At 69.3% G+C, this 20,505-nt stretch carries 23 protein-coding genes; 9 read left to right on the top strand and 14 right to left on the bottom strand.

The genetic code is table 11. The annotated features are described in order from the left end of the window. Complete coding sequence (locus ASG71_RS07120) at positions 1–1,152, top strand: Mrp/NBP35 family ATP-binding protein (protein WP_056737957.1); 1,152 nt, start codon at positions 1–3, stop codon at positions 1,150–1,152. 39 nt (positions 1,153–1,191) lie between these two features. Here the strand turns inward: ASG71_RS07120 and ASG71_RS07115 are convergent, their stop codons facing one another. From ASG71_RS07115 to sigE, 3 genes are all read right to left on the bottom strand, one after another. Then, the gene (locus ASG71_RS07115) at positions 1,192–1,569 is read right to left on the bottom strand and encodes a twin-arginine translocase TatA/TatE family subunit (RefSeq protein ID WP_056737956.1); all 378 of its coding nucleotides are present in this window, start codon (positions 1,567–1,569) and stop codon (positions 1,192–1,194) included. Between the two features lie 98 nt (positions 1,570–1,667). Further along, entirely contained in the window at positions 1,668–2,798 is a 1,131-nt protein-coding gene (locus ASG71_RS07110) for a hypothetical protein (protein WP_056737955.1), read from the bottom strand. Positions 2,799–2,806: 8 nt separating this feature from the next. Further along, positions 2,807–3,448, bottom strand: coding sequence for an RNA polymerase sigma factor SigE (sigE, locus tag ASG71_RS07105; RefSeq protein ID WP_056737954.1), 642 nt, complete (start codon positions 3,446–3,448; stop codon positions 2,807–2,809). 235 nt (positions 3,449–3,683) lie between these two features. Between sigE and ASG71_RS07100 the strand changes: the two genes are divergently transcribed. After that, positions 3,684–4,316, top strand: a complete 633-nt coding sequence (locus ASG71_RS07100; protein WP_056737953.1) for an O-methyltransferase — start codon at positions 3,684–3,686, stop codon at positions 4,314–4,316. Between the two features lie 65 nt (positions 4,317–4,381). On the opposite strand, the gene ASG71_RS07095 is transcribed toward ASG71_RS07100, so the two are convergent. From ASG71_RS07095 to ASG71_RS07080, 4 genes are all read right to left on the bottom strand, one after another. Further along, complete coding sequence (locus tag ASG71_RS07095; RefSeq protein WP_082575015.1) at positions 4,382–4,549, bottom strand: DUF3117 domain-containing protein; 168 nt, start codon at positions 4,547–4,549, stop codon at positions 4,382–4,384. 223 nt (positions 4,550–4,772) lie between these two features. Next, entirely contained in the window at positions 4,773–6,062 is a 1,290-nt protein-coding gene (locus tag ASG71_RS07090; RefSeq protein ID WP_056737951.1) for a glycosyltransferase family 39 protein, read from the bottom strand. 2 nt (positions 6,063–6,064) lie between these two features. Next, complete coding sequence (locus tag ASG71_RS07085; protein ID WP_056737950.1) at positions 6,065–6,418, bottom strand: DivIVA domain-containing protein; 354 nt, start codon at positions 6,416–6,418, stop codon at positions 6,065–6,067. A 35-nt stretch (positions 6,419–6,453) separates the two neighbouring features. After that, a complete protein-coding gene (locus tag ASG71_RS07080) occupies positions 6,454–7,320 on the bottom strand; it encodes a TIGR00730 family Rossman fold protein (RefSeq protein WP_082575014.1) in 867 nt (288 codons plus the stop codon). Between the two features lie 162 nt (positions 7,321–7,482). On the opposite strand from ASG71_RS07080, the gene ASG71_RS07075 reads away from it, so the two are divergent. The 4 genes from ASG71_RS07075 to ASG71_RS07060 all read left to right on the top strand — a co-directional run bounded on the left by ASG71_RS07075 (position 7,483) and on the right by ASG71_RS07060 (position 10,805). After that, positions 7,483–8,238, top strand: a complete 756-nt coding sequence (locus tag ASG71_RS07075; RefSeq protein ID WP_056737948.1) for an amino acid ABC transporter ATP-binding protein — start codon at positions 7,483–7,485, stop codon at positions 8,236–8,238. Between the two features lie 103 nt (positions 8,239–8,341). Next, positions 8,342–9,223, top strand: coding sequence for a glutamate ABC transporter substrate-binding protein (locus tag ASG71_RS07070; protein WP_056737947.1), 882 nt, complete (start codon positions 8,342–8,344; stop codon positions 9,221–9,223). 98 nt (positions 9,224–9,321) lie between these two features. Beyond that, positions 9,322–9,972, top strand: a complete 651-nt coding sequence (locus ASG71_RS07065) for an amino acid ABC transporter permease (RefSeq protein WP_056737946.1) — start codon at positions 9,322–9,324, stop codon at positions 9,970–9,972. Continuing rightward, on the top strand, positions 9,969–10,805 hold the full coding sequence (locus ASG71_RS07060) for an amino acid ABC transporter permease (protein WP_056737945.1): 837 nt from the start codon (positions 9,969–9,971) through the stop codon (positions 10,803–10,805). Before ASG71_RS07065 ends, ASG71_RS07060 begins: the two co-directional genes overlap by 4 nt. 94 nt (positions 10,806–10,899) lie before the next feature. On the opposite strand, the gene dapE is transcribed toward ASG71_RS07060, so the two are convergent. Continuing rightward, on the bottom strand, positions 10,900–12,024 hold the full coding sequence (dapE, locus tag ASG71_RS07055; protein WP_056737944.1) for a succinyl-diaminopimelate desuccinylase: 1,125 nt from the start codon (positions 12,022–12,024) through the stop codon (positions 10,900–10,902). 69 nt (positions 12,025–12,093) lie between these two features. Here dapE and dapD point away from each other — a divergent pair, with 69 nt between their 5' ends. Then, complete coding sequence (gene dapD / locus ASG71_RS07050) at positions 12,094–13,104, top strand: 2,3,4,5-tetrahydropyridine-2,6-dicarboxylate N-succinyltransferase (protein WP_056737943.1); 1,011 nt, start codon at positions 12,094–12,096, stop codon at positions 13,102–13,104. A 65-nt stretch (positions 13,105–13,169) separates the two neighbouring features. Continuing rightward, complete coding sequence (locus ASG71_RS07045; protein ID WP_414826650.1) at positions 13,170–14,021, top strand: hypothetical protein; 852 nt, start codon at positions 13,170–13,172, stop codon at positions 14,019–14,021. Positions 14,022–14,069: 48 nt separating this feature from the next. Here the strand turns inward: ASG71_RS07045 and ASG71_RS07040 are convergent, their stop codons facing one another. From ASG71_RS07040 to fdxA, 5 genes are all read right to left on the bottom strand, one after another. Then, complete coding sequence (locus ASG71_RS07040) at positions 14,070–14,681, bottom strand: hypothetical protein (RefSeq protein ID WP_056737942.1); 612 nt, start codon at positions 14,679–14,681, stop codon at positions 14,070–14,072. Between the two features lie 72 nt (positions 14,682–14,753). Next, positions 14,754–15,380, bottom strand: a complete 627-nt coding sequence (locus ASG71_RS07035) for a TetR/AcrR family transcriptional regulator (RefSeq protein WP_056737941.1) — start codon at positions 15,378–15,380, stop codon at positions 14,754–14,756. Between the two features lie 175 nt (positions 15,381–15,555). Further along, the gene (locus tag ASG71_RS07030; RefSeq protein ID WP_056737940.1) at positions 15,556–16,839 is read right to left on the bottom strand and encodes a citrate synthase; all 1,284 of its coding nucleotides are present in this window, start codon (positions 16,837–16,839) and stop codon (positions 15,556–15,558) included. Positions 16,840–17,071: 232 nt separating this feature from the next. Then, positions 17,072–18,220, bottom strand: a complete 1,149-nt coding sequence (dapC, locus tag ASG71_RS07025) for a succinyldiaminopimelate transaminase (RefSeq protein ID WP_056737939.1) — start codon at positions 18,218–18,220, stop codon at positions 17,072–17,074. Positions 18,221–18,232: 12 nt separating this feature from the next. Next, entirely contained in the window at positions 18,233–18,559 is a 327-nt protein-coding gene (gene fdxA / locus ASG71_RS07020) for a ferredoxin (protein WP_056737938.1), read from the bottom strand. Positions 18,560–18,767: 208 nt separating this feature from the next. Here fdxA and ASG71_RS07015 point away from each other — a divergent pair, with 208 nt between their 5' ends. Beyond that, entirely contained in the window at positions 18,768–19,022 is a 255-nt protein-coding gene (locus ASG71_RS07015; RefSeq protein ID WP_056737937.1) for a hypothetical protein, read from the top strand. Between the two features lie 251 nt (positions 19,023–19,273). Here ASG71_RS07015 and ASG71_RS07010 read toward each other — a convergent pair whose 3' ends face one another. Next, positions 19,274–20,083 carry a type IV toxin-antitoxin system AbiEi family antitoxin domain-containing protein gene (locus ASG71_RS07010; protein ID WP_157366257.1) on the bottom strand — a complete coding sequence of 270 codons (810 nt, stop codon included), beginning with the start codon at positions 20,081–20,083 and terminating at the stop codon, positions 19,274–19,276. Positions 20,084–20,505: the final 422 nt, after the last annotated feature.

The following is a 20,505-nucleotide window of genomic DNA, read 5'->3' as shown; positions in this document are numbered from 1 at the left end:
ATGAGCACACCGCAGGGACGCCCCGGCGCGTCCGGCCTTGAAGCTGCCGTGCACGCGGCGCTGGCCACTGTCATCGATCCGGAACTGCGCCGGCCCATCACGGAACTGGGCATGGTCGACTCGGTGGAGGTCTCCGAGACCGGCGTCGTCCGGATTACCGTGCTGCTGACCATCGCCGGCTGCCCGCTGCGGGGCACCATCACGGCGGACTGCGAGGCGGCCCTCGCGGCGGTGCCGGGCGTGACCGCCGTCGAGGTCGACCTGAAGGTGATGAGCCAGGAACAGCGCGACGCGCTCAAAGAGCGGCTCCGCGGTCCCGGCGGGGCGCGGGGCATCCCGTTCAACGCCCCTGGCTCGCTGACGAAGGTCTACGCTGTCGCCAGCGGCAAGGGCGGAGTGGGCAAGTCCTCGGTCACCGTGAACCTGGCCTGTGCGCTGGCCGCGCAGGGGCTGCGCGTCGGCATCGTCGACGCGGATGTCTACGGGTTCTCCGTGCCCGCGCTGATGGGCATCACGCAGGCCCCCACCCGCGTGGACGACATGATCCTGCCGCCGGTGGCGCACGGGGTGAAAGTCATCTCGATCGGCATGTTCGTCACCGGCAACCAGCCGGTCGCCTGGCGCGGGCCGATGCTGCACCGGGCCCTCGAGCAGTTCCTCACCGATGTCTATTTCGGCGACCTGGACGCCCTGTTCCTGGACCTGCCGCCGGGCACCGGCGACATCGCCATCTCGGTGGCGCAGCTGCTGCCCGGTGCCCGGATCCTCGTGGTCACCACCCCGCAGGCCGCGGCGGCCGACGTCGCGGAGCGCGCCGGTGCGATCGCGGTACAGACGGGCCAGTCGGTGGCGGGCGTGGTGGAGAACATGTCCTACCTGGAGATGCCCGACGGCGGCCGGATGGAACTGTTCGGCAGCGGCGGCGGCGCGGCGCTTGCCGAGCGGCTCACCGCGACGGTCGGGGCCGAGGTTCCGCTGCTGGGCCAGATCCCGCTGGACATCGCGCTGCGTGAGGGCGGGGACAACGGCGTTCCGCTGGTGCTGGGCCGGCCGGAAACCCCGGCCGCCGCGGCGCTGCAGGCGATCGCCGGGAAACTGGCCTCCAGCCCGCGCGGGCTGAGCGGCATGGCACTGGGCCTGCAGCCCCGCTGACCGGCCCGGCCCCCAGGGGCTGGGGGCTAGACGCTGGGGCTACGTGGCTTCCGAGTCGAACGGTGCGGCCACGCCGTGCGGCAGCCGTTCCACCACCCGGGCCGGACGGCGCTCCTCCGCGGCGGCGACGGCCGCCGGCGCCCCGGCGCTCACGGGCTTGGTGTCATCCTCGAGCAGGGCTTCCTTGATGATCCGGCGGGGATCGTATTGCCGGGGATCGTACTTGCGCCAGTCGACATCGTCGATGTCGATGCCGACCTCTTCCTTGATCTGCTCGCGGGCTCCGGAGGCCATGCGCCGGACTTCCTTGACGATGTTGGCCAGCTTCTGGGTGTATTCGGGCAATCTGCTGGGACCGATCACGAGCAGGCCGATGATCAGCAGGAGGATGAACTCCGGTCCGTTGATTCCAAGCACTCTAGGAGATTACCCTCTCAGTCCGGCGTGCGACGATTCCGCCTGCGCCGCCGCCGCCCGCACCGGGACGGGGCCGCGGCGGGCCGTCCGGGGCCCGGTCACCGCGCCAGCAGTTCCAGGATGCGTTCCAGCCCGCGCCCCAGCCGGGCCGCAAACCAGCCGTCGCGCTCCGGGGCTCCGGCGGCAATGGGCCGGGCATGGACGAGGGCGGCCACGCCGTCGTCGGCCTGCTCCGCCGGCAGTTCGGAGATGTACGTGTAGGTGGCGGCCTGCGTGGCGTAGATGGCCTGGAAGGGCGCGTGGGTGTTGACCCACAGCGCGGGGCTGCGCGCACCGTCCGCCGCGGGCGCGCCGGTCCCGGCCGGAACGCCGTCCGGGCCGGCAGGAACGAAGCCGTCCTCGGACGCCCGGTGCCCGGTGAGCACATTGACCGGTTGACCGGCGCTGCCGCGGCCGGCGGCGCCGTCCGTGGGCCGCTGTTCCAGGACCGTGGCGAAGTGCGTGCCGTCGGTCAGGTGCAGCTCCAGCACCTCCGAACCGCCGGCGACCGCGCCGCGCGCCCAGACCAGGTGGTAGCCCAGTTCCCGGAGCTGCGGGCAGGTCCAGCCGTGGCCGCAGAGCGCCGCCAGCTCGTCGGCGCCGAGCGCGCCGGGCGGCGCAACCTCGGGTTCGCCGCTCAGCTTCCAGGCGGCCTGCGAGACGCTCCCGGAGGTCAGGCCGCCGCGCTCAAAAGCCGCGGAGGGAAGCGCCGCGGTGAAGGAGTCGTCCGGGGCCTGCCCCGGACCGGCCCCGCCCAGCAGGAACGCCGCCCCGCCGACCAAGGCCAGGGAGGCGGCGGCTCCGCCGGCGAACCCCGCGGCAAGCCGCCAGGGCCGGCCGGCGCCCCGCGTCGTCCGCGGCTCCGGGCTTTGCTGCCCTTCCGTGGCTTTGGACGGCCGGGCTGCCCGCTCCGTGGCCGTTCCGTCCTCGGCCGCCAGGGCGCCGGTGCGCGCCAGCAGGCGGGCCGTCAGGTCATCGCTGGCCGCCGGCACGGCGGCGCCGCGGAGCCGTTCAAGGTATTGCCGTTCCCGGTGGAGCCGCGCCTGGCACGGCATGCAGCGCTCGACGTGTTGGCGGCGCAGCTCGCCGGACCGGCCGGCCAGTGGCGTGGCGCCGAGCCCGGCGCGGCCCGGGCGGCGGCTGTAGTACCGGCATGCAAGGCCGGATAAGTAGTGTCCCAGCGGAGCCATCGTCCGGTTCAGAGGAGGCCGGCGATGCGCGGCAGCTTGAGCCGCGGCTTCAGGGACTGCTTGGCGTTGGCGGCCGTCTTCGGGCGGGGGTCCCGGTGCGCGAGCTTCTCCCGCAGCATGGTCCGGCCGCGGTGGATCCGGGACCGCACGGTCCCCAGCTTAACGTCCAGGGCCTCGGCGACCTCGTCGTAGGACAGGCCTTCAAGATCGCACAGCACCACCGCGGCGCGGAAGTCCGGCGGCAGTTCTTCAAGGGCGGCCTGCACGTCCAGGTCCAGGTTGTTCAGCTCAAAACTCTGCTCCGGGCCCGGTTCGCGTCCCGGGATCCGCGACTCGGCGTCTTCGGCCAGCGCGTCGAACCGGATGCGGCTCTTGCGGCGCGCCTGGTCGAGGAAGAGGTTGGTGGTGATGCGGTGCAGCCAGCCGTCGAGGGTTCCGGGTTTGAAGTTCTCCAGCGAACGGAACACCCGGACGAACACCTCCTGGGTGAGGTCCTCGGCGTCGAACTTGTTGCCCGTCAGCCGGTACGCCAGGCGGTAGACCTTGGCGGAGTGGTTGGTCACCACTTCTTCCCATGTCGGCCGGACCCACTCGGCGTCTGCCGTGGGCCGGGTCTCGTCAGTTACAGGGACAGCTGCCAGAACCGACATTGTCCACTCCCCTCGCGGATGGTACTTACGCCTGGACGGGGCCCGCGTCCTGCGGGCTCTTACCCTTGGATTCGGCGCCGATCACCTCGCGGATGAGCGGATCACCATCATCGCAAAAGAAGCTGGGAATTTCCTGACGCGGGCGCCCCTTCCGCCCACGGCGGAACGCGGAACACCCCGCCGGACACAGTACGCTGTAAGGAACACTCCCCCTGCCCGGAAAGCGATACCACCCATGAGCGCCGATAAGTCCACGAGCTGGTCCTACGCAGAAGATCTGCCTGCCGAGGATGAGGTTCTGATGCGCGCTCGGGAGCGGTCCTTCGAACTGGGCGTCACGCCGATCGGGCCCGGCGTCGGGGCCGTGCTGACGGTCCTTGCCGCAGCCTCGAAGGCGCAGACCGCGGTGGAGATCGGCACCGGGGCCGGCGTCTCCGGCGTCTGCCTGCTGCGCGGCCTGGGCCCGCAGGCCGTCCTGACCACTATCGACGTCGACGTCGAACACCTGCGCGCCGCCCGGGAGTCCTTCCAGGAATCCGGCAGCCCGGCCAACCGGACCCGGACCATCTCCGGCCGCGCCCGGGACGTGCTGCCGCGCCTGACCGACGGCGCCTATGACCTGGTTTTCATCGACGCGGACAAGCCCAACTATCCCGGCTACGTGGAGCAGGCGATCCGGCTGCTCAAGTCCGGCGGGCTGCTGATCGTCAACGACGCCCTGGACAAGGACCGGGTCGCCAACCCGGCGGCCCGGGAGGCGACCACCGTGGTGCTGCGCCAGGTGGGCAAGTCCATCCGCGACGACGACCGGCTCGCCTCGGCCATGCTGCCCACCGGCGACGGGCTGCTGGTGGCCGTCAAGAAGTAGCCCGGATGCCAAGAAAGGGGCCCGCTGCCAGCCGGCAGCGGACCCCTTTCATGGCGGTGGTCCGGCTATTCGGTGACGCCGACCAAGCACTCCCGCAAATTCGTAGCTTCCGCAGTGTTGAGCTCAACGACGAGCCGCCCTCCGCCTTCCAGCGGAACCCGCATGATCAGGCTGCGACCCTCCTTGGTCACTTCCATCGGGCCGTCGCCGGTGCGTGGTTTCATAGCAGCCATGAGGAATATCCCCCTCCAGTAGTCCCGTGACTTTCCAGCCCGGCCGGGCTGTGTCCGCTTGGTCAACAAGCCGCCCGGCGTCCGCAACAGTGGCCGCCGTGGCTCACACTCAATTTTCCTTGCTTGGTGCCTATTATCCCGTAATTACGCGCGTGTAGCTAATCGATGGACTTTCCGGGGCGCCGCGGAATGCCGCGCGTCCGGCCCCGAAAGGTGTCCGGCGTCACGGCGGATAGTCGCCGCCGCCGGGCAGTTGCGCCCAGGTCCAGAGCCACACGATCCAGACAATCTGGAGCAGCACGAACATGAGCACGACCGTGCCGCGGTAGGCGCGGGAGCGGGACACGAACGCCGCCCCCAGGGCCAGCGGGAAGAGCGGCAGCAGCATCCGGAAGGTGCTGGTCTGCGGGTGCAGGAAGGCCAGCAGGTAGCCGACGTAACACACGCACCAGAGCCGCAGTTCGGTGCCCAGGGCGGCCACGGGCCGGGACATCATCACCAGCACGAACACGGCCACGAAGGCGAACGGCGCCAGCAGCCCCAGGACCGGCCCAAAGAGCTGGACGCCGGTATCGAACCAGGGCTTGAACGGCACCAGGTCATGGCCGCGCCACACGGTTTCCGTCTTGGTGTACGCCTGGATGTCGCCGGTGGTGGCCCAGGCAATGGCCGGCCAGGCGAGGGCGCCGGCGGCGCTGACGACGGCGAGGGCAGCCAGCGACCACAGCCCCCCGGCGCCGGACGGACCGCCGGCGACAGGCGCCGGCGCGCCGGCCGCCGGGAGGCCACGGCGCCGCAGCACCCGGCCGCGGAACCCGTCGTGCGTGAACAGCCGGTGCAGGAACAGCAGGCCGACCATCGCGGCGAACGGCACGCCGGTGGGCCGGGACAGGCACATCAGCAGCACCACCGGCATGGCCCAGAGGTAGCGCCGGCGCACCACCAGCAGCAGGGCTGTGGCAAGCAGCAGGAGGTTCAGTGACTCCGCGTAGGGCACCTGCAGGACCGGAGCGACGGGGAAGGTCGCGAAGAACGCGGCGCCCCACAGCGCCGTGCGGTGCGTGGCCAGCTCCCGGAAGAGCCGGTAGACCACCAGCGCGGCCGCCAGGCCCGAGGCCATGGCGATAATGGTCAGCGACGCTGCCGGCGCGATGCCGGTGAGCCCGGTCAGGGCACGGCCCAGGACCGGGAACAGCGGGTAGAAGGCCCAGGCGTTTTCCTGGACGTTGCCGGCCTCGTCGGTCGGCAGCCGGGAGGGATAGCCGTTGCCGAGCGCCTCGCCGTACCAGCGGGCGTCCCAGATGTTGATGAAGTTCCAGTAGTCCGGTTTGGCCGGGAACCACGGATTCACGCCCTGGTGCAGGGCCGCAGCCATAAAAATGGCGGCACTGACCAGGCGGGCGGCGAGGTAGAGCACGCCCGCCTGCAGCCACCACGGCCACCGCGCGGCGTGCGCGCCGGCGGCCGCAAGCGTCGCGCCAGGTGAGGGCCGGGGGCGGTCCGGGGCGGTCACGCTCACGCTTGCCGGTCCGGCGCGTGCTCCGGCGCCCGGTTCTCCAGCTCGCTCTGCAGCCGGGCGATCACGCCGTCCTTCCGGGCAAGCTGGTCCCGCAGCTCGTCGAGGACCTGGTCCACCTGGTCCATCCGGTAGCCCCGGACGCCCACGGCAAAGCGGATCCGGTCGACGTCGGCCGGGCCGGCCTCGGCGGGGAGCAGCACGGCCGGCAGCGAAGCGACGGGTTCGTCGAAGCCGTCGTCAAAGGGCTGCTCGCCGTCGCGGCGGCGGAACAGCCGCGGCACCAGGTCGGTGCCGGCAAGGATGGCGACGGCGGCCAGCAGGACCGCCACGAAGACCAGGAAGAAACTCACAGCACCATCGTGCCAGACGCGGCCGGGCGGACTGCTCAGGCCTGCGGTCCGCCGGCGGGGTCCGTGCCGGCACCGGTGGTCCCGCCGTTCGGGTTGCGGTGCCGGGCGGCGCCCTCGACGATCAGGGCAACCGCGAGCGCGGGGTCGTCGACAATCTGCACCAAGTCCAGGTCCTCCTCGGCCATCATGCCCTCGGTGACCAGGGTGGTCTGGAGCCAGTCCAGCATGGGGCTCCAGAAGGCCGTGCCGATCAGCACGATCGGGAACGAGGTGACCTTGCGGGTCTGGACCAGGACCATGGCCTCGAAGAGTTCGTCCAGGGTGCCGAGGCCGCCGGGGAGCACGATGAACCCTTGGGCGTACTTGACGAACATGGTCTTCCGCGCGAAGAAGTAGCGGAAGTTGATGCCCAGGTCCACCCACTGGTTCATGCCCTGCTCGAAGGGCAGTTCGATGCCAAGGCCCACGGAGACGCCGTTGCCCTGGACGGCGCCCTTGTTGGCTGCCTCCATCGAGCCGGGGCCGCCGCCGGTGATAACCGCCAGCCCTGCCTCGGCCAGCTTGCGCCCGACTTCCACGGCCAGTTCGTAGTTCAGGCTCCCGGGCTGCGTGCGGGCGGATCCGAACACGCTGACGGCCGGGCCGAGGTCGGCGAGCGCGCCGAACCCTTCGACGAATTCGCTCTGGATCCGGAGTACGCGCCAAGGGTCGGTGTGCACGAACTGTCCGGGCCCCTTGGTGTCCAGCAGCGTCTGGTCGGACATCGTGACCCTGGCGGCTTTGCGGCGCAGTTCCAGCGGCCCCTTGTGCCGGATTCCGTTGGCGGGCGGGGTGTCCCGCCGCCCGGCCCCGGCTGCCGGCGCGGGGTTCTGGTCTTTGGAGGGCTGCGGTTCGGTGCTCATGTCCATAGGCTAGCGCGGATCAAAGCACCGGCCGGGCGGCGCGGCCGGGCCGGGTACACCGCACCGCAGGCCCGCTGACCTGCGGATATCTCTTGGGTCACGATGTTGGGCATCTCCGAGTGATTGGGGTCATAATCCGCTAATGTTCGCTAGATTCTTCTTATGACTACTCAAGTGCCCGGCGATGCCCTCGTCTCCCTGAATGCCGTGAACAAGCATTACGGCCAGTTGCACGTCCTCAAGGACATCAATCTGAACGTCCGCAAGGGAGAGGTCGTTGTCGTGATCGGCCCCTCGGGCTCCGGCAAGTCGACGCTGTGCCGCGCCATCAACCGCCTGGAAACCATCGACGACGGCGTTATCAAGATCGATGGCAAGGAACTGCCCGCCGAAGGCAAGGAGCTCGCCAAGCTGCGCGCCGACGTCGGCATGGTCTTCCAGTCCTTCAACCTCTTCGCGCACAAGACGATCCTGGAAAACGTCACACTCGGCCCGATCAAGGTCAAGGGCGTCTCCAAGGCCGAGGCCGACAAGGACGCGATGGCGTTGCTGGAACGCGTCGGCGTCGGACACCAGGCTCCCAAGCTGCCTGCACAGCTTTCCGGCGGCCAGCAGCAGCGTGTGGCGATCGCCCGCGCCCTGGCGATGAAGCCCAAGGTCATGCTCTTCGACGAGCCCACCTCGGCCCTCGACCCGGAAATGATCAACGAGGTCCTCGACGTCATGATCCAGCTGGCCAAGGAAGGCATGACCATGATCGTGGTGACCCACGAGATGGGCTTCGCCCGCAAGGCGGCGGACCGCGTGGTCTTCATGGCCGACGGCCAGATCGTGGAGGACGCCACGCCCGAGGAGTTCTTCACCAACCCGAAGAGCGACCGGGCCAAGGACTTCCTCTCCAAGCTCCTGACGCACTGAGCCTCCTCAGCGCACCGGGCCGTCCCCGTCCCGCCAGGCTCCAATTTTCCGCAGAGTTCGCACCCAGGCTGCCGTGAGGCAGCCGACCAATGAAAGGAATGTCATGAAGGCATTTTTGACCCGAAGGAAATCCCTTCTGGTTGCCGCATCGGCAGCTTTGGCCCTGAGCCTGAGCGCGTGCGGCGGCAGCTCCTCCACTTCCAACCCGCCTGTCGCCGAGAAGCCGAGCTTTGCCGCCGACAGCACCATGGCAAAGCTTTCCTCCGCCGGCAAGATCACCATCGGCACCAAGTTTGACCAGCCGCTGTTCGGCCAGAAGGGCCTGGACGGCAAGCCGGTCGGTTTCGACGTCGAGATCGGCAAGCTGCTCGCCGCCAAGCTGGGCATCCCCGCTGACAAGATCGAGTGGGTTGAGACGGTGTCCGCCAACCGTGAGCAGTTCATCAAGCAGGGCAAGGTCGACCTGATCGTCGCCACCTACACGATCAGCGACAAGCGCAAGACCGAAGTCGACTTCGCCGGCCCGTACTACGAGGCAGGCCAGGCGCTGATGGTGAACAAGGACAACTCCTCGATCACCAAGCCCGAAGACGTTAAGGGCAAGAAGGTCTGCTCCGTGACCGGTTCCACCCCCGCCTCGACCATCGTCGAGAAGTACGGGGCTGTCCTGGTCCCGGCCGCGACCTACTCCGCTTGCCTGGAGCCGCTGCGCAACAAGCAGGTTGAAGCCGTCACCACCGACAACGTCATCCTCGCCGGCTTCGTCAACAAGGAGCCGGACGCCTTCAAGCTCGCCTCCGACGAGACCTTCACCAAGGAGCCCTACGGCATCGGCCTGAAGAAGGACGACAAGGTCTTCCGCAGCTGGATCAACGACCAGCTGGAAGCCTTCGACAAGGACGGTTCTTACAAGAAGGCCTGGGAGGCCACTGCCGGCGCCGTCATCAAGACGGCCCCGAAGCTTCCCGCCATCGACCGTTACTAAACAGGCACGGCGGCCGCCGGCACCCGCGACCCATGCGGGCCGGCGGCCGTCCCTGCCCTGTTCTTGCTTGAACCCCCTCAACGCAGCTGAAGGAACCTATGGACGTCATCATTGAAAGCCTGCCCCAGTACTGGGACGGCTTTCTCAGAACCCTCTTCCTGGCCGTGGTCTCGGGAATCATTGCCCTGGTTTTCGGCACCTTGCTCGCGGCGGCCCGGGTCTCCCCCATCGCGGCGCTGCGCGGCTTCAGCATGGCCTACGTCGAAGTCGTCCGGAATACCCCGCTGACCATCGCGTTCTTCTTCGCCGCCGTCGTACTGCCCCGCCTGGGCGTCACCTTCGAGCAGTTTGAAATCGCGGCCATCATCGCCCTGAGCGCCTACACCGCGGCGTTCATCGCCGAGGCCGTCCGCTCCGGTGTCAACAGCGTTCCGGTCGGCCAGGCCGAGGCCGCCCGCAGCATCGGCATGAAGTTCGGCCAGGTGCTCTCCCTGATCATCCTGCCGCAGGCACTCCGGACGGTGATCCCGCCGCTGATCAACATCCTGATCGCCCTGGTGAAGAACTCCTCTGTGGCCGGCGCCTTCTACGTCCTGGAACTCTTCGGCTACGGCAAGCAGCTGGCCAACGACCACGGCGACGCCGTCATGTGGGTGCTGGTCGGCGTCGCGTTCTTCTACCTGCTGATTACCGTCCCGCTTGGCTACCTGGCCAACGTGGTTGAACGAAAGGTGGCGATCGCACGATGAGCTCAGTTCTCTACGACGTCCCGGGTCCCAAGGCCCGCCGCGTTTCCCTGATCGGTTCGGTCATCGGCATCATCCTGATCGCCGCCGTCGTCGCCGTGGCCGTGATGACCCTCGCCCAGCAGGGCATCTTCGAGAGCCAGCGCTGGGCCATTTTCAGCCAGGCGGACGTGTGGAACCTGATCGCCAACGGCATCGGCGCCACGCTCAGCGCGGCCGCGGTGGCCGCGGTCATCGCCTTCCCGCTGGGCCTGCTGCTGTGCCTGATGCGGATCTCCGACATCGCCTGGATCCGGGTGCCGACCCGGATTGTGCTGGAATTCCTGCGCGGGATGCCGGTGGTCCTGATGATGCTGTTCGTGCTGCTCGTCTTCGCCACCAGCTCGTTCATCGCGGTCGTGGCAGGCCTGGTCCTGTACAACTCGGCGATCTTCGCCGAGATCATCCGTGCCGGCATCCAGTCCCTGCCCAAGGGCCAGCGGGAAGCCGGCCTGGCGATCGGCCTGACCAGCTTCCAGTCGCGGCTGACCATTGAGCTGCCGCAGGCCATCCGCCGGATGCTCCCCTCGCTGGTGGCGCAGCTGGTGGTGCTCCTGAAGGACACCTCGCTGGGCTACATCGTGGCGTACGGCGAGCTCCTGCGCGCGGTGCAGGTGATGGCGGACTTCCTCGGCCCGCAGTACCTCTTCCCGGTGTTCTTCGTGGCCGCGGCCATCTACATCGCGATCAACCTGGCGGTCTCCCGCCTGGCGATTTGGATCGAGAAGCGGGGCTCCAAGAAGGCCGCCGGCGGCACGGCGCACGTCCCGGTCGCCGGGACCGCCCCGGCCAAGTAGGCCGGTCCAGCCCCTGGACACAAAGGAAGGTCCGGAACCCCGCAGGGTTCCGGACCTTCCTTTTTCTACTTATGAGTGCAGGTTCGGAGCGGCGCTACACGCCAAGCCAGGTGCGCAGCGCGCGCAGGCAGTCGCGGATCGCGTCGGCGTCGACGTGCTCGTCGTCCTTGTGCGCCAGCAGGGCGTCCCCCGGGCCGAAGTTCACTGCGGGAACGCCGAGTTCGCTGAAACGGGCGACGTCGGTCCAGCCGTATTTGGGCTTCGGTTCGGCGCCGACGGCGGCGACAAAGGACGCGGCGGCCGGGTGGTTCAGGCCGGGACGGGCGCCGTTCGCGCCGTCGGTCCGGACCAGGTCGAAGCCCTCCAGGAGGCCCCGGACGTGTGCCTCGGCCTGTTCCATGGACTTGTCCGGGGCGAAGCGGTAGTTGATCTCCACGACGCAGCGGTCCGGGATGACGTTGCCGGCGGTCCCGCCGTGGACGCGCACGGCGTTCAGGCTCTCGCGGTAGTCCAGCCCGTCCACAGTCACGGTCTGCGGTTCGTAGGCAGCCAGCCGGGCCAGGATCGGAGCCGCGGCGTGGATGGCGTTGCTGCCCATCCAGGCACGGGCCGAGTGCGCGGCTTCGCCGAGGGTCGTCGCCTCGAAGCGGATGGTGCCGTTGCAGCCGCCCTCAACCGTCCCGTGGGTGGGCTCGAGCAGGATCGCGAAGTCGCCCTCGAGCAGGTCGCCGTGGTTGCGGACCAGCCGGCCCAGCCCGCTTTTGACCCCTTCGACCTCCTCGTGGTCGTAGAAGACGAAGGTGACGTCCTTGTCCGGCTCCGCACCGCCGTCGAACAGTCCGGCCGCGAGTGCCAGCTGCACGGCGACGCCGCCCTTCATGTCGGTGGCGCCCCGGCCGTACAGGAGGCCTTCCCCCGGCGCTCCGGAGGGCCAGTAGGAGGGCACGGTGCCCAGCGCGCCGTCGGTGGTGGGCAGCGGGACGGTGTCCAGGTGTCCGGCGAGGATCACGCGTTCGTCCCGGCCGAGGCTGGTCCGGGCGACGATGGCGTCGCCGTCGCGGGTCAGCTCAAGCTCCGGGATGCCGCGGAGGGCGCGCTCGACGGCGTCGGCCAGCCGGCCTTCCTCCCCCGAGACGCTGAAAATGTCGATGATGTCCGCGGTCAGCAGGGCAACGTCCTGGCGCAGGTCCAGGCGGGCGGGGGCAGGGTGCTCAGTCACCGTTCCACTCTAGCTGTCCTCCCCCGTCACCGTTTTCGGGGGCGCGGGGACCGTCGATAGACTTGTGGCATGACTGAAACCCCTGCTGCCGCCGTGCCCTCCGACGCCCGTTCAGCCTTCGGCTACGGGATCGCGACGATCGCCACCCGCAACGCCGACGCCACCGTGCTGGACGTTTGGTTCCCTGCTCCGGCCCTGGGCACCGCCGCGGAGCAGCTCCGCGACGTCGCCAACGCCGACCAGGCGCTGCTGGAGATCGCCGAGCAGGGCGACGACGCCGACCGCGGCACCGAGCAGAAGGTCGTCTTCGTCCAGGTCAACCTTGACGAGGCCCCGGCCGACACCGCCGACGCGTACCTGCGGCTGCACCTGCTTTCCCACCGCCTGGTCCAGCCGAACACCATCAACCTCGACGGGATCTTCGGCAAGCTGCCCAACGTGGTGTGGACCAACTTCGGCCCGGCCGCCGTCGACGGCTTCGAGCTGACCCGTGCGCGGCTGCGCAAGCGCGGCGCGGTCACCGTCTACGGCGTGGACAAGTTCCCGCGGATGGTCGACTACGTGATCCCCTCCGGTGTCCGGATCGCCGACGCCGACCGGGTGCGGCTCGGCGCGCACCTGGCCGAGGGCACCACGGTCATGCACGAGGGCTTCGTGAACTTCAACGCCGGCACGCTCGGCACGTCCATGGTCGAAGGCCGCATCTCCGCCGGCGTCGTGGCCGGTGACGGCACCGACGTCGGCGGCGGCGCCTCGATCATGGGAACCCTCTCCGGCGGCGGCAAGGAAAAGATCTCACTCGGCGAGCGGGTCCTGCTCGGCGCCAACTCCGGCGTGGGCATCAGCATCGGCGACGACTCGGTCGTCGAGGCCGGGCTGTATGTCACGGCCGGCACGCGCGTGCGGGTGGCCGGGCCCAAGGACGCCGACGGCGAGGACACCAGCCGGATCGTGAAAGCCGTGGAGCTCTCCGGCGTTCCCAACCTGCTGTTCCGCCGCAACTCCTCCACCGGCGAGGTTGAGGTCCTCCCCCGCGCCGGGCAGACCGTGGAACTCAATGAGGCCCTGCACGCCAACTAGCCGCCGCCCGGCCACCGGCCGGCGCAGGACCGGACCGGCCCCGCGGGGCCCAAGGGAGTAGTCACGTGGCACGCAAAGGTAGCTGGCGCCGTCGAACGGTGCTGATGCTGGTGCTGGTCATGGTGGCCGGCGCCATCTACACGGCCGTGGGGTTCCTGCAGCGCTCCGAGACGCTGATCACCGAGCGCTGCACCGCCACGGGCGCCGGCGGCGAGGATCTCGCCACCGACCAGGCCGCCAACGCCGCCCTGATCAGCGCCGTCGCTGTCCGGCGCGGGCTGCCCGCGCGCGCCGCCAGCATCGCCCTGGCCACGGCCATGCAGGAGTCAAAACTGCGCAACATCGGCCATGGCGACCAGGCCGGTCCGGATTCCCGCGGCTTGTTCCAGCAGCGGCCTTCCCAGGGCTGGGGCACCGAAGAACAGGTAATGGACCCGTACCATGCGACCAACGCGTTCTATGATGCGCTGGTCAAGGTCCCCGGCTATGAATCCCTGCCCATCACCCAGGCGGCGCAGCGGGTGCAGCGCTCCGCCTACCCCGGTGCCTACGCCCAGCACGAGCCGATGGCGCGGGCCTTCGCCTCCGCCCTCACCGGCTTCACGCCGCAGGGCCTGGACTGCTCCCTCCGCAAGCCCGACGCCGCCGGCGACCCGGCCGAGGTCCAGGACCGGCTGGCCGCCGACTTCGGGGTCGCGGCAGCGGTGTCCGGGCGGACGGTGACGGTTGTGGCCGAGGGCAACCGCGCCTGGGCGGTCGCACAGTGGGCCGTGGCCAATGCCAAACCGCTGTCCATCGCCGATGTCCGGGCGGACGGCCAGGCCTGGTCGAGGTCCGCCCGCAACGGCTGGCAGGCCACGGACGGCACGGCCGGCGGCCAGGTCACGATCACCCTCGCGGAGGCGCCGGCGGGCTAGGCGGGACCGGCGCACTGGGCGACGCATCCCGAGGGCGGCGGGGCAGGCTCAGACCAGCAGGTCGACGACCGGCTGGACGTAACTGCGGAACAGCTCGGGTTCGGAGAGCAGTGCCGAGCTCATGATGATCTTGTCCGGTTCCAGGTACCAGGCCCGCGGTTCGGCGAGCGGGAGCTCGATGATGGTCAGCTCGAAATCCCGGGCGGCGCGGCCCACTTCGAGTAACCGGTCATCCACCATGTCGGCGAGCAGCTGGGTGGCTCCGCTGGCGTCCCGCTCCGCTTCGAGCGCGAGGTACTCGCCCCGGCGTTCCCGCGCCCAGCTGAGCGCGGCGCCGAAGTGTGCCTGCAGTACCCGCCGCAGGGCCGGGGAGTTCCCGAAAGCCCGGAAACCCGGCGGCCCGAGCTCCGGCTCCATCTCGGGGTGGGCCTTGAGCAGCTGGGCCCACCAGGCTTCCCACTCCGTCTTCAACGCCGGCATGCCGCCGACCTCGTTGATCAGGTGCGAGTGGTCGGAGGGCCGGATTTTCGGGGCCACGTGGCAGAGCGCCGGGTGGCCCGCGGTATCCAGGCCGGCGGCGTCGCGAACATACAGCGCTATGAGCATAGGGCCGGAGGTGTCCATGGTGATTCGCCAGCCGGGACCGCCTGTGTGGTGCATCCGATTTGCCTCCCTTGGCAGCACGTACTTTTCCAGTCTATTCCTGATGTCCCCGCGCGGTAATGGCGGCGGTCAACGGCCCGTTCCCGGACCGCCCAGGCTGGCCAGGTGGGCCTCCAGGACGTCGTGGCACATCTGCGCGGTCATCCATTCCGGCTGCAGCAGGGCGTGCATGGTCAGGCCGTCGAGGGTGGCGAGGAGACGCTCGGCCTCGGTGACCAGCCGCTGGTGGTCCGGGTCGCCGGAGGCGCCGTTCAGGTCCATCATGAGGCGTCCGACGACGGCGGCAACCGTGCGGTGGCTGCGGTCAGCCTCCGGGGCCAGGAACGGGCGGGTCCGTGCGGCGTTCTTGAAGGCCATCCAGACGCAGGCGTCGACGGCGCGCTCCTCGTCCAGCGGCAGCAGTTCCTTCAGCAGCTCCAGCACCGCGGCCCGGTGTTCGGCCGTGCCGCGGGTCCCCGGCAGCCGGGCCTCGGCGGCGTCGAGCCGGCCGGCGATGCGGTCCACCACAGCGCCGAAGGAATGGGCCAGGAGCTCGTCGCTGCTGGCGAAGTAGTGCCGCACGGAGCCTACGGCGAGGTTGGCCTCGTCGGCCACTTCGCGCAGGGACGCCCGTTCCAGGCCGTCGGCGGCGACAATTCGGAAGACGGCGTCCACGACTTCCTGGCGCCGCAAAGCAGCGTCGACAAATTTGGGCATTGGTCTTTTTTAGCACGGATGGGCAGTTGGTCCGGCGCCCCACGCCGGTCACACCTGTAACTCCCGCATCACGGCGGGGCCGGCTGCCGCCGAGAGGGGTGCGACGCCCTAAACGCCGACGCCGGCCGCGCGCCTCAAGCGTGAGGTGCGCGACCGGCGTCGTGCGTTGCTGAATTTAGACCGTCGGGTACTGCCGTTCCGGCTCACCCGTGTAGAGCTGCCGCGGGCGGCCGATCTTGGTGTTCGGGTCGCTGATCATTTCGCGCCACTGCGCGATCCAGCCCGGCAGGCGGCCGATCGCGAAGAGGACGGTGAACATCTTCTCCGGGAAGCCCATGGCCTTGTAGATCAGGCCGGTGTAGAAGTCCACGTTCGGGTAGAGCTTGCGCTCGATGAAGTAGTCATCCTGCAGCGCCTTCTCTTCGAGGCGGAGGGCGATGTCCAGCAGTTCGTCGTTGCCGCCGAGCTTGCTGAGGATCTCGTGCGCGGTGGCCTTGACGATCTTGGCGCGCGGGTCGTAGTTCTTGTAGACCCGGTGCCCGAAGCCCATGAGGCGGACGCCGTCTTCCTTGTTCTTGACCTTCTCCATGTAGTCCTCGGGCTTGATGCCGTCGGCCTGGATCTGGCGGAGCATCTTGAGCACGGCCTCGTTGGCGCCGCCGTGGGCCGGGCCGAAGAGGGCGTTGATGCCGGCCGAGACGGAGGCGAAGAGGTTGGCGTTGGAGGAGCCGACCAGGCGGACCGTCGAGGTGGAGCAGTTCTGCTCGTGGTCCGCATGCAGGATCAGCAGCAGATCCAGGGCCTTGGCGACGACCGGATCCACCTCGTACTGCTCGGCGGGCAGGCCGAAGCTCAGGCGCAGGAAGTTCTCGACGAGGTTGTGCGAGTTGTCCGGGTACAGCATCGGCTGGCCGACGGACTTCTTCAGGGCGTACGCGGCGATAACCGGCATCTTGGCCAGCAGGCGGTAAGTCGAGACCTCGACCTGCTCGGCGTTGAAGGGATCCAGCGAATCCTGGTAGAAGGTCGAGAGCGCGGACACGGCCGAGGACAGGACCGGCATCGGGTGGGCGTCCCGCGGGAAGCCGCTGAAGAAGCCCTTGAGCTCCTCGTGCAGCAGGGTGTGGTGGCGGATCCGCTGGTCGAAGGCCTCAAGCTCCGCCGGCGTCGGCAGGTTGCCGTAGATCAGCAGGTAGGAAACCTCGAGGAAGCTGGAGTGCTGGGCGAGCTGCTCGATCGGGTATCCGCGGTAGCGCAGGATGCCGGCGTCGCCGTCGATGTAGGTGATGGCGGAGGTGGTGGCCGCGGTGTTCATGAACCCGGGGTCAAAGGCAACGGCGCCGGTCTGCTTCAGCAGCTTGGAAACGTCGTAGCCTTCGTTTCCCTCAACAACCTTGATGCGGGGCAGCTCGAGCTCGCCGCCCGCATGACGCAGGGTTGCGCTGGTGGTCTCAGTCATGGATTCTCCTCATGAGGCATCTGGGCCCCTTGTTGAAAGCTTGATCCAACATCTGGTGAAGCCGCCCACGGAACCTGCATCTGGACACGGATTCCAACGGCCGCGCTGCCTTCTTGTGGAAAGCCACCATTGATAGTCAGTTAAAAACTACCGGCAGATCGCGGGTGGCACTAATCCGGGGCGGCGTAAAGACGCGCAAACCGGGCATGTTGTGGCCCGCGTCACAGCATTGTTACGGTCCCGTAGCCAAGCGCCCGACGGCGGTGTCGATCCGCTCATCGGCGGCCGTCAGCGCCACCCGGATGAAGCCGTCGCCGGCGTCGCCGTAGAAGACGCCGGGACCGACGACGATGCCCCGGTCTGCGAGCCGGCCCACGGTCTCCCAGGTGTCTTCGCCGGCGGTGGACCACAGGTACAGCCCGGCGCGGGACTCGTGGATGGCCAGGCCGAAGCGCTCAAGGGCCGGCAGGATCCGCTCCCGGCGGCCCCGGTACAGGTCCTTCTGCGCCTGGACGTGGCCGTCGTCGCCGAGGGCCACCCGCATGGCTTCCTGTACGGGGAAGGGAACGATCATGCCCGCGTGCTTGCGGCTGTTGACGAGGTTGGCCATCAGCCCGCCGTCCCCGGCCACGAAGGCGGCGCGGTAGCCGGCCAGGTTGGACTGCTTGCTCAGCGAATACACCGCCAGGAGTCCGTCGTGCGAGCCGCCGCAAACGCGCGGATCCAGGATGCTGGGGACGGGCTCCCCGCCGCGCTGGACGTCCCACTCACCCCAGCCGAGTTCGGCGTAGCACTCATCGGAGGCCACGACGGCGCCGACGTCCCGCGCCTGCGCGACGAGCCGCGCCAGGGACGCGGCGTCGCGGACGCTGCCGGTGGGATTGCCCGGGGAGTTAACCCAGATGAGCCGGACCCGGGCCCGGGTCCCGGCGTCGAGTTCGTCCAAGTCATCCGCGGCCACGTGCTCGGCCCCGGCAAAGGTGGCCCCGATGTCGTAGGTGGGGTACGCCACCGTGGGCCGGACGACGACGTCGCCGGTCTTGAGCCCGAGCAGGAACGGCAGCCAGGCCACGAGTTCCTTGGACCCGACGGTGGGCATGACGTGGTCCGGGTTCAGGCCGGGGACGCCGCGGCGCCGCTCGAACCAGGCCGCGATGGCCTCGCGGAGCGCCGGGGTGCCGTGCACCGTCGGGTAGCCCGGGGCGTTGGCCGCGGCCCGGAGCGCCTCCTGGACCAGCGCGGGGGTGTCATCGACGGGGGTACCGATTGAGAGGTTCACGACGCCGCCGGGGTGGTCCGCCGCCCGGGCCAGGTACGGGGCCATGGCTTCCCAGGGGTAGTCGGGCAGGCTGAGGCCGAAGCTGCGCACGGCAGAGGTCACCGGGGCGCCGCCCTAGTTGTCCTGGTTCTGCGGCGGCAGGGCCGCGATCATCGGGTGGTCCGTGTGGGTGTTGCCGATCTTCGCGGCGCCGCCGGGCGAGCCAAGCACGTCGAAGAACTCGACGTTGGCCTTGTAGTAGTCCGCCCATTCCTCCGGGGTGTCATCCTCGTAGTAGATGGCCTCGACGGGGCACACCGGCTCGCAGGCGCCGCAGTCCACGCACTCGTCCGGGTGGATGTACAGGGAACGCTCACCCTCGTAGATGCAGTCGACCGGGCACTCTTCAATACATGCCTTGTCCTTGACATCAACACACGGCTGCGCGATTACGTACGTCACGTCCCTGGCCTCTCCACGTTGGGTCCGGCGTCCGGCCGGATCATGCCCGGCCTGAGCGCCGGGCTGCTGACTTCCGAGCCTATTATCTCCCAGCCTGCATGCGCGAACCTAGCCGGGCGTCACACGGGTCCGCGCGGGCTGATCGGCCGGACGGCGCAGGGCGGGCTCCCGGACCTTCCGCGGGCCTCCCGCGACCTAGGATGGACGGGTGAGTGCCTCCCTGCCGCCGCCCCAGGCGTTCCTTGCCGCCGCATGCCTGGGCACCCGCGTGGTGGTCCGGTACCGCATCGAGGGCGGCATGACGGACGCCCTGGGTGAGCTGGTGGCCCGCACCGATACCGACTGCACCATCCGCACCAGGCGGTCCGACGTTGTCGTGCCGCTCGCCCTCGTCCTGGCTGCCAAGCCGGTGCCGCCGCCCCCGCCCCGCCGCCGCCCCGGCCCGTCCGCCGCGCTCCGGTAGCCACCACTCCCCCACCGGCGCTATCCCTCCGGACATGCCCATCCTTCGCCGCGACCGCTGGACATAACCGGATACGCCCATTCCCTGCCCGGCCCGCTGGACATGCTCAGCTCTCGCCCGGCCCGCCGCCTCCGGACATGCCCATCCTTCGCCGCGACCACTGGACATGACCGGATATGCCCACTCCCGGTCTGGTCAGCCGGACATGCCCGTTGCAGGCAAGTCGGTCCGACCGCTGCGCCCGCCCAGTGCTATGCGGCGGCCGGGAGCCGGCGCAGCGTATCCCGGACGAGGGCCAGGAATTCCTGCGGGCGGTATCGGAGCAGCGAGTAGCTCACCACCAGGGTTGGCACGCCCAAACGGGTGGTGACGTTCCATCGGCGCCGGTCTTCCTCGAAGCTCGTCCGGTCCATGTGAAACTCCGCGCCGTCAGCCTCGATGCCAAGCCGCCCGTCGACCATGAGATCCAGGTGTCCCATCCCGGGGATGTTGACTTGCGACTCGACCAGGTAGCCCGCACGCCGGAGGAGGTACCGGGCCATGCACTCGATGATGGACTGTGACTGCGGCACAATCGCAGCTACGAGCCGACGCTCCCGGGCATCGTTTCGCCCGACCAGACCCCGGCGCAGCTCCGCCAGCGGTAGCCCCTTGAGCACGACGGCGGATTCGGCCACGGCAAGCCCGTCCAGGTCGGGAAGGCAGCGCAGACACTGTATGACCGTGTCGGCGAGACTCGGCGGCGCGCTCATCCGGTGGCAGACAAACCCTGGGTAGGCGCGGCTGTGGGTGATGGCGATGTGCGGCTGAGCGGGCGCCTGCATCACCCAAAGTCCGCTCAGCACCGCAGCCGTCACACAGGCCGGCTCCGCTGGAAGGGATCGGATGGCGACCAGTTGCGGGTCGGCGCCCGGCACGGCGTAGACACCTCGGGCGACACGGGTGACGGCGCCGTCGGCCATCGCAACCCGCAGCCGGGTGGTGGAGACACCGGCGGCGGCCAGATGTTTAGCCCGGGCGACGCCGTCGTACGTTGCCATAACTTCGCTGAGTCTGTTCATCCGCCCATGGTGGCGGCCCTGGGTTGCAGGCCGACAGCACTGGACTCCGCTATGTGCAGAACGCATGCCCGGGGGCCGCGACCAGCAGTGGGCACAACTCGGAATGCCTGCTCCTAGCGGCCAGGAGTGGGCATAACCCGGCATGTCCGGTCCTAACGGCCAGGAGAGAGCAGGTCCGTCATCGGAGGGCCGGATGGACATGTCCGCGGCCCGAGCTCAGCAGCGGGCATAACCGGATATGCCCAGTCCTCACTGCCCCAGATGGGCATGTCGGTCACCGGCGAAGCAGCAGTCCGGATGGGCATGCCCGCTTCCCGAGCTCAGCAATGGGCATAACCGGACATGCCCAGTCCTGACTTCCAGGGATGGGCATGTCCGTCACCGGTGGCAGGCCTGGGCGGCCAGGGATGGGCATGTCCATC

This window comes from Arthrobacter sp. Soil763, from assembly GCF_001428365.1.
Lineage (GTDB): Bacteria > Actinomycetota > Actinomycetes > Actinomycetales > Micrococcaceae > Arthrobacter.
Note: the sequence above shows the minus strand (reverse complement) of the source record. Positions and strands in the feature narration are given on the sequence as shown.

Coding starts and splice junctions, on each gene's coding strand:
- ASG71_RS07100 (WP_056737953.1), top strand. CDS start 3,684: ATGAGCGCCGATAAGTCCACGAGCTGGTCCTACGCAGAAGATCTGCCT.
- ASG71_RS07095 (WP_082575015.1), bottom strand. CDS start 4,549: ATGGCTGCTATGAAACCACGCACCGGCGACGGCCCGATGGAAGTGACC.
- ASG71_RS07120 (WP_056737957.1), top strand. CDS start 1: ATGAGCACACCGCAGGGACGCCCCGGCGCGTCCGGCCTTGAAGCTGCC.
- ASG71_RS07010 (WP_157366257.1), bottom strand. CDS start 20,083: ATGAACAGACTCAGCGAAGTTATGGCAACGTACGACGGCGTCGCCCGG.
- ASG71_RS07110 (WP_056737955.1), bottom strand. CDS start 2,798: ATGGCTCCGCTGGGACACTACTTATCCGGCCTTGCATGCCGGTACTAC.
- sigE (WP_056737954.1), bottom strand. CDS start 3,448: ATGTCGGTTCTGGCAGCTGTCCCTGTAACTGACGAGACCCGGCCCACG.
- ASG71_RS07040 (WP_056737942.1), bottom strand. CDS start 14,681: ATGCACCACACAGGCGGTCCCGGCTGGCGAATCACCATGGACACCTCC.
- ASG71_RS07065 (WP_056737946.1), top strand. CDS start 9,322: ATGGACGTCATCATTGAAAGCCTGCCCCAGTACTGGGACGGCTTTCTC.
- ASG71_RS07080 (WP_082575014.1), bottom strand. CDS start 7,320: ATGAGCACCGAACCGCAGCCCTCCAAAGACCAGAACCCCGCGCCGGCA.
- ASG71_RS07035 (WP_056737941.1), bottom strand. CDS start 15,380: ATGCCCAAATTTGTCGACGCTGCTTTGCGGCGCCAGGAAGTCGTGGAC.
- ASG71_RS07030 (WP_056737940.1), bottom strand. CDS start 16,839: ATGACTGAGACCACCAGCGCAACCCTGCGTCATGCGGGCGGCGAGCTC.
- dapD (WP_056737943.1), top strand. CDS start 12,094: ATGACTGAAACCCCTGCTGCCGCCGTGCCCTCCGACGCCCGTTCAGCC.
- ASG71_RS07075 (WP_056737948.1), top strand. CDS start 7,483: ATGACTACTCAAGTGCCCGGCGATGCCCTCGTCTCCCTGAATGCCGTG.
- ASG71_RS07060 (WP_056737945.1), top strand. CDS start 9,969: ATGAGCTCAGTTCTCTACGACGTCCCGGGTCCCAAGGCCCGCCGCGTT.
- ASG71_RS07070 (WP_056737947.1), top strand. CDS start 8,342: ATGAAGGCATTTTTGACCCGAAGGAAATCCCTTCTGGTTGCCGCATCG.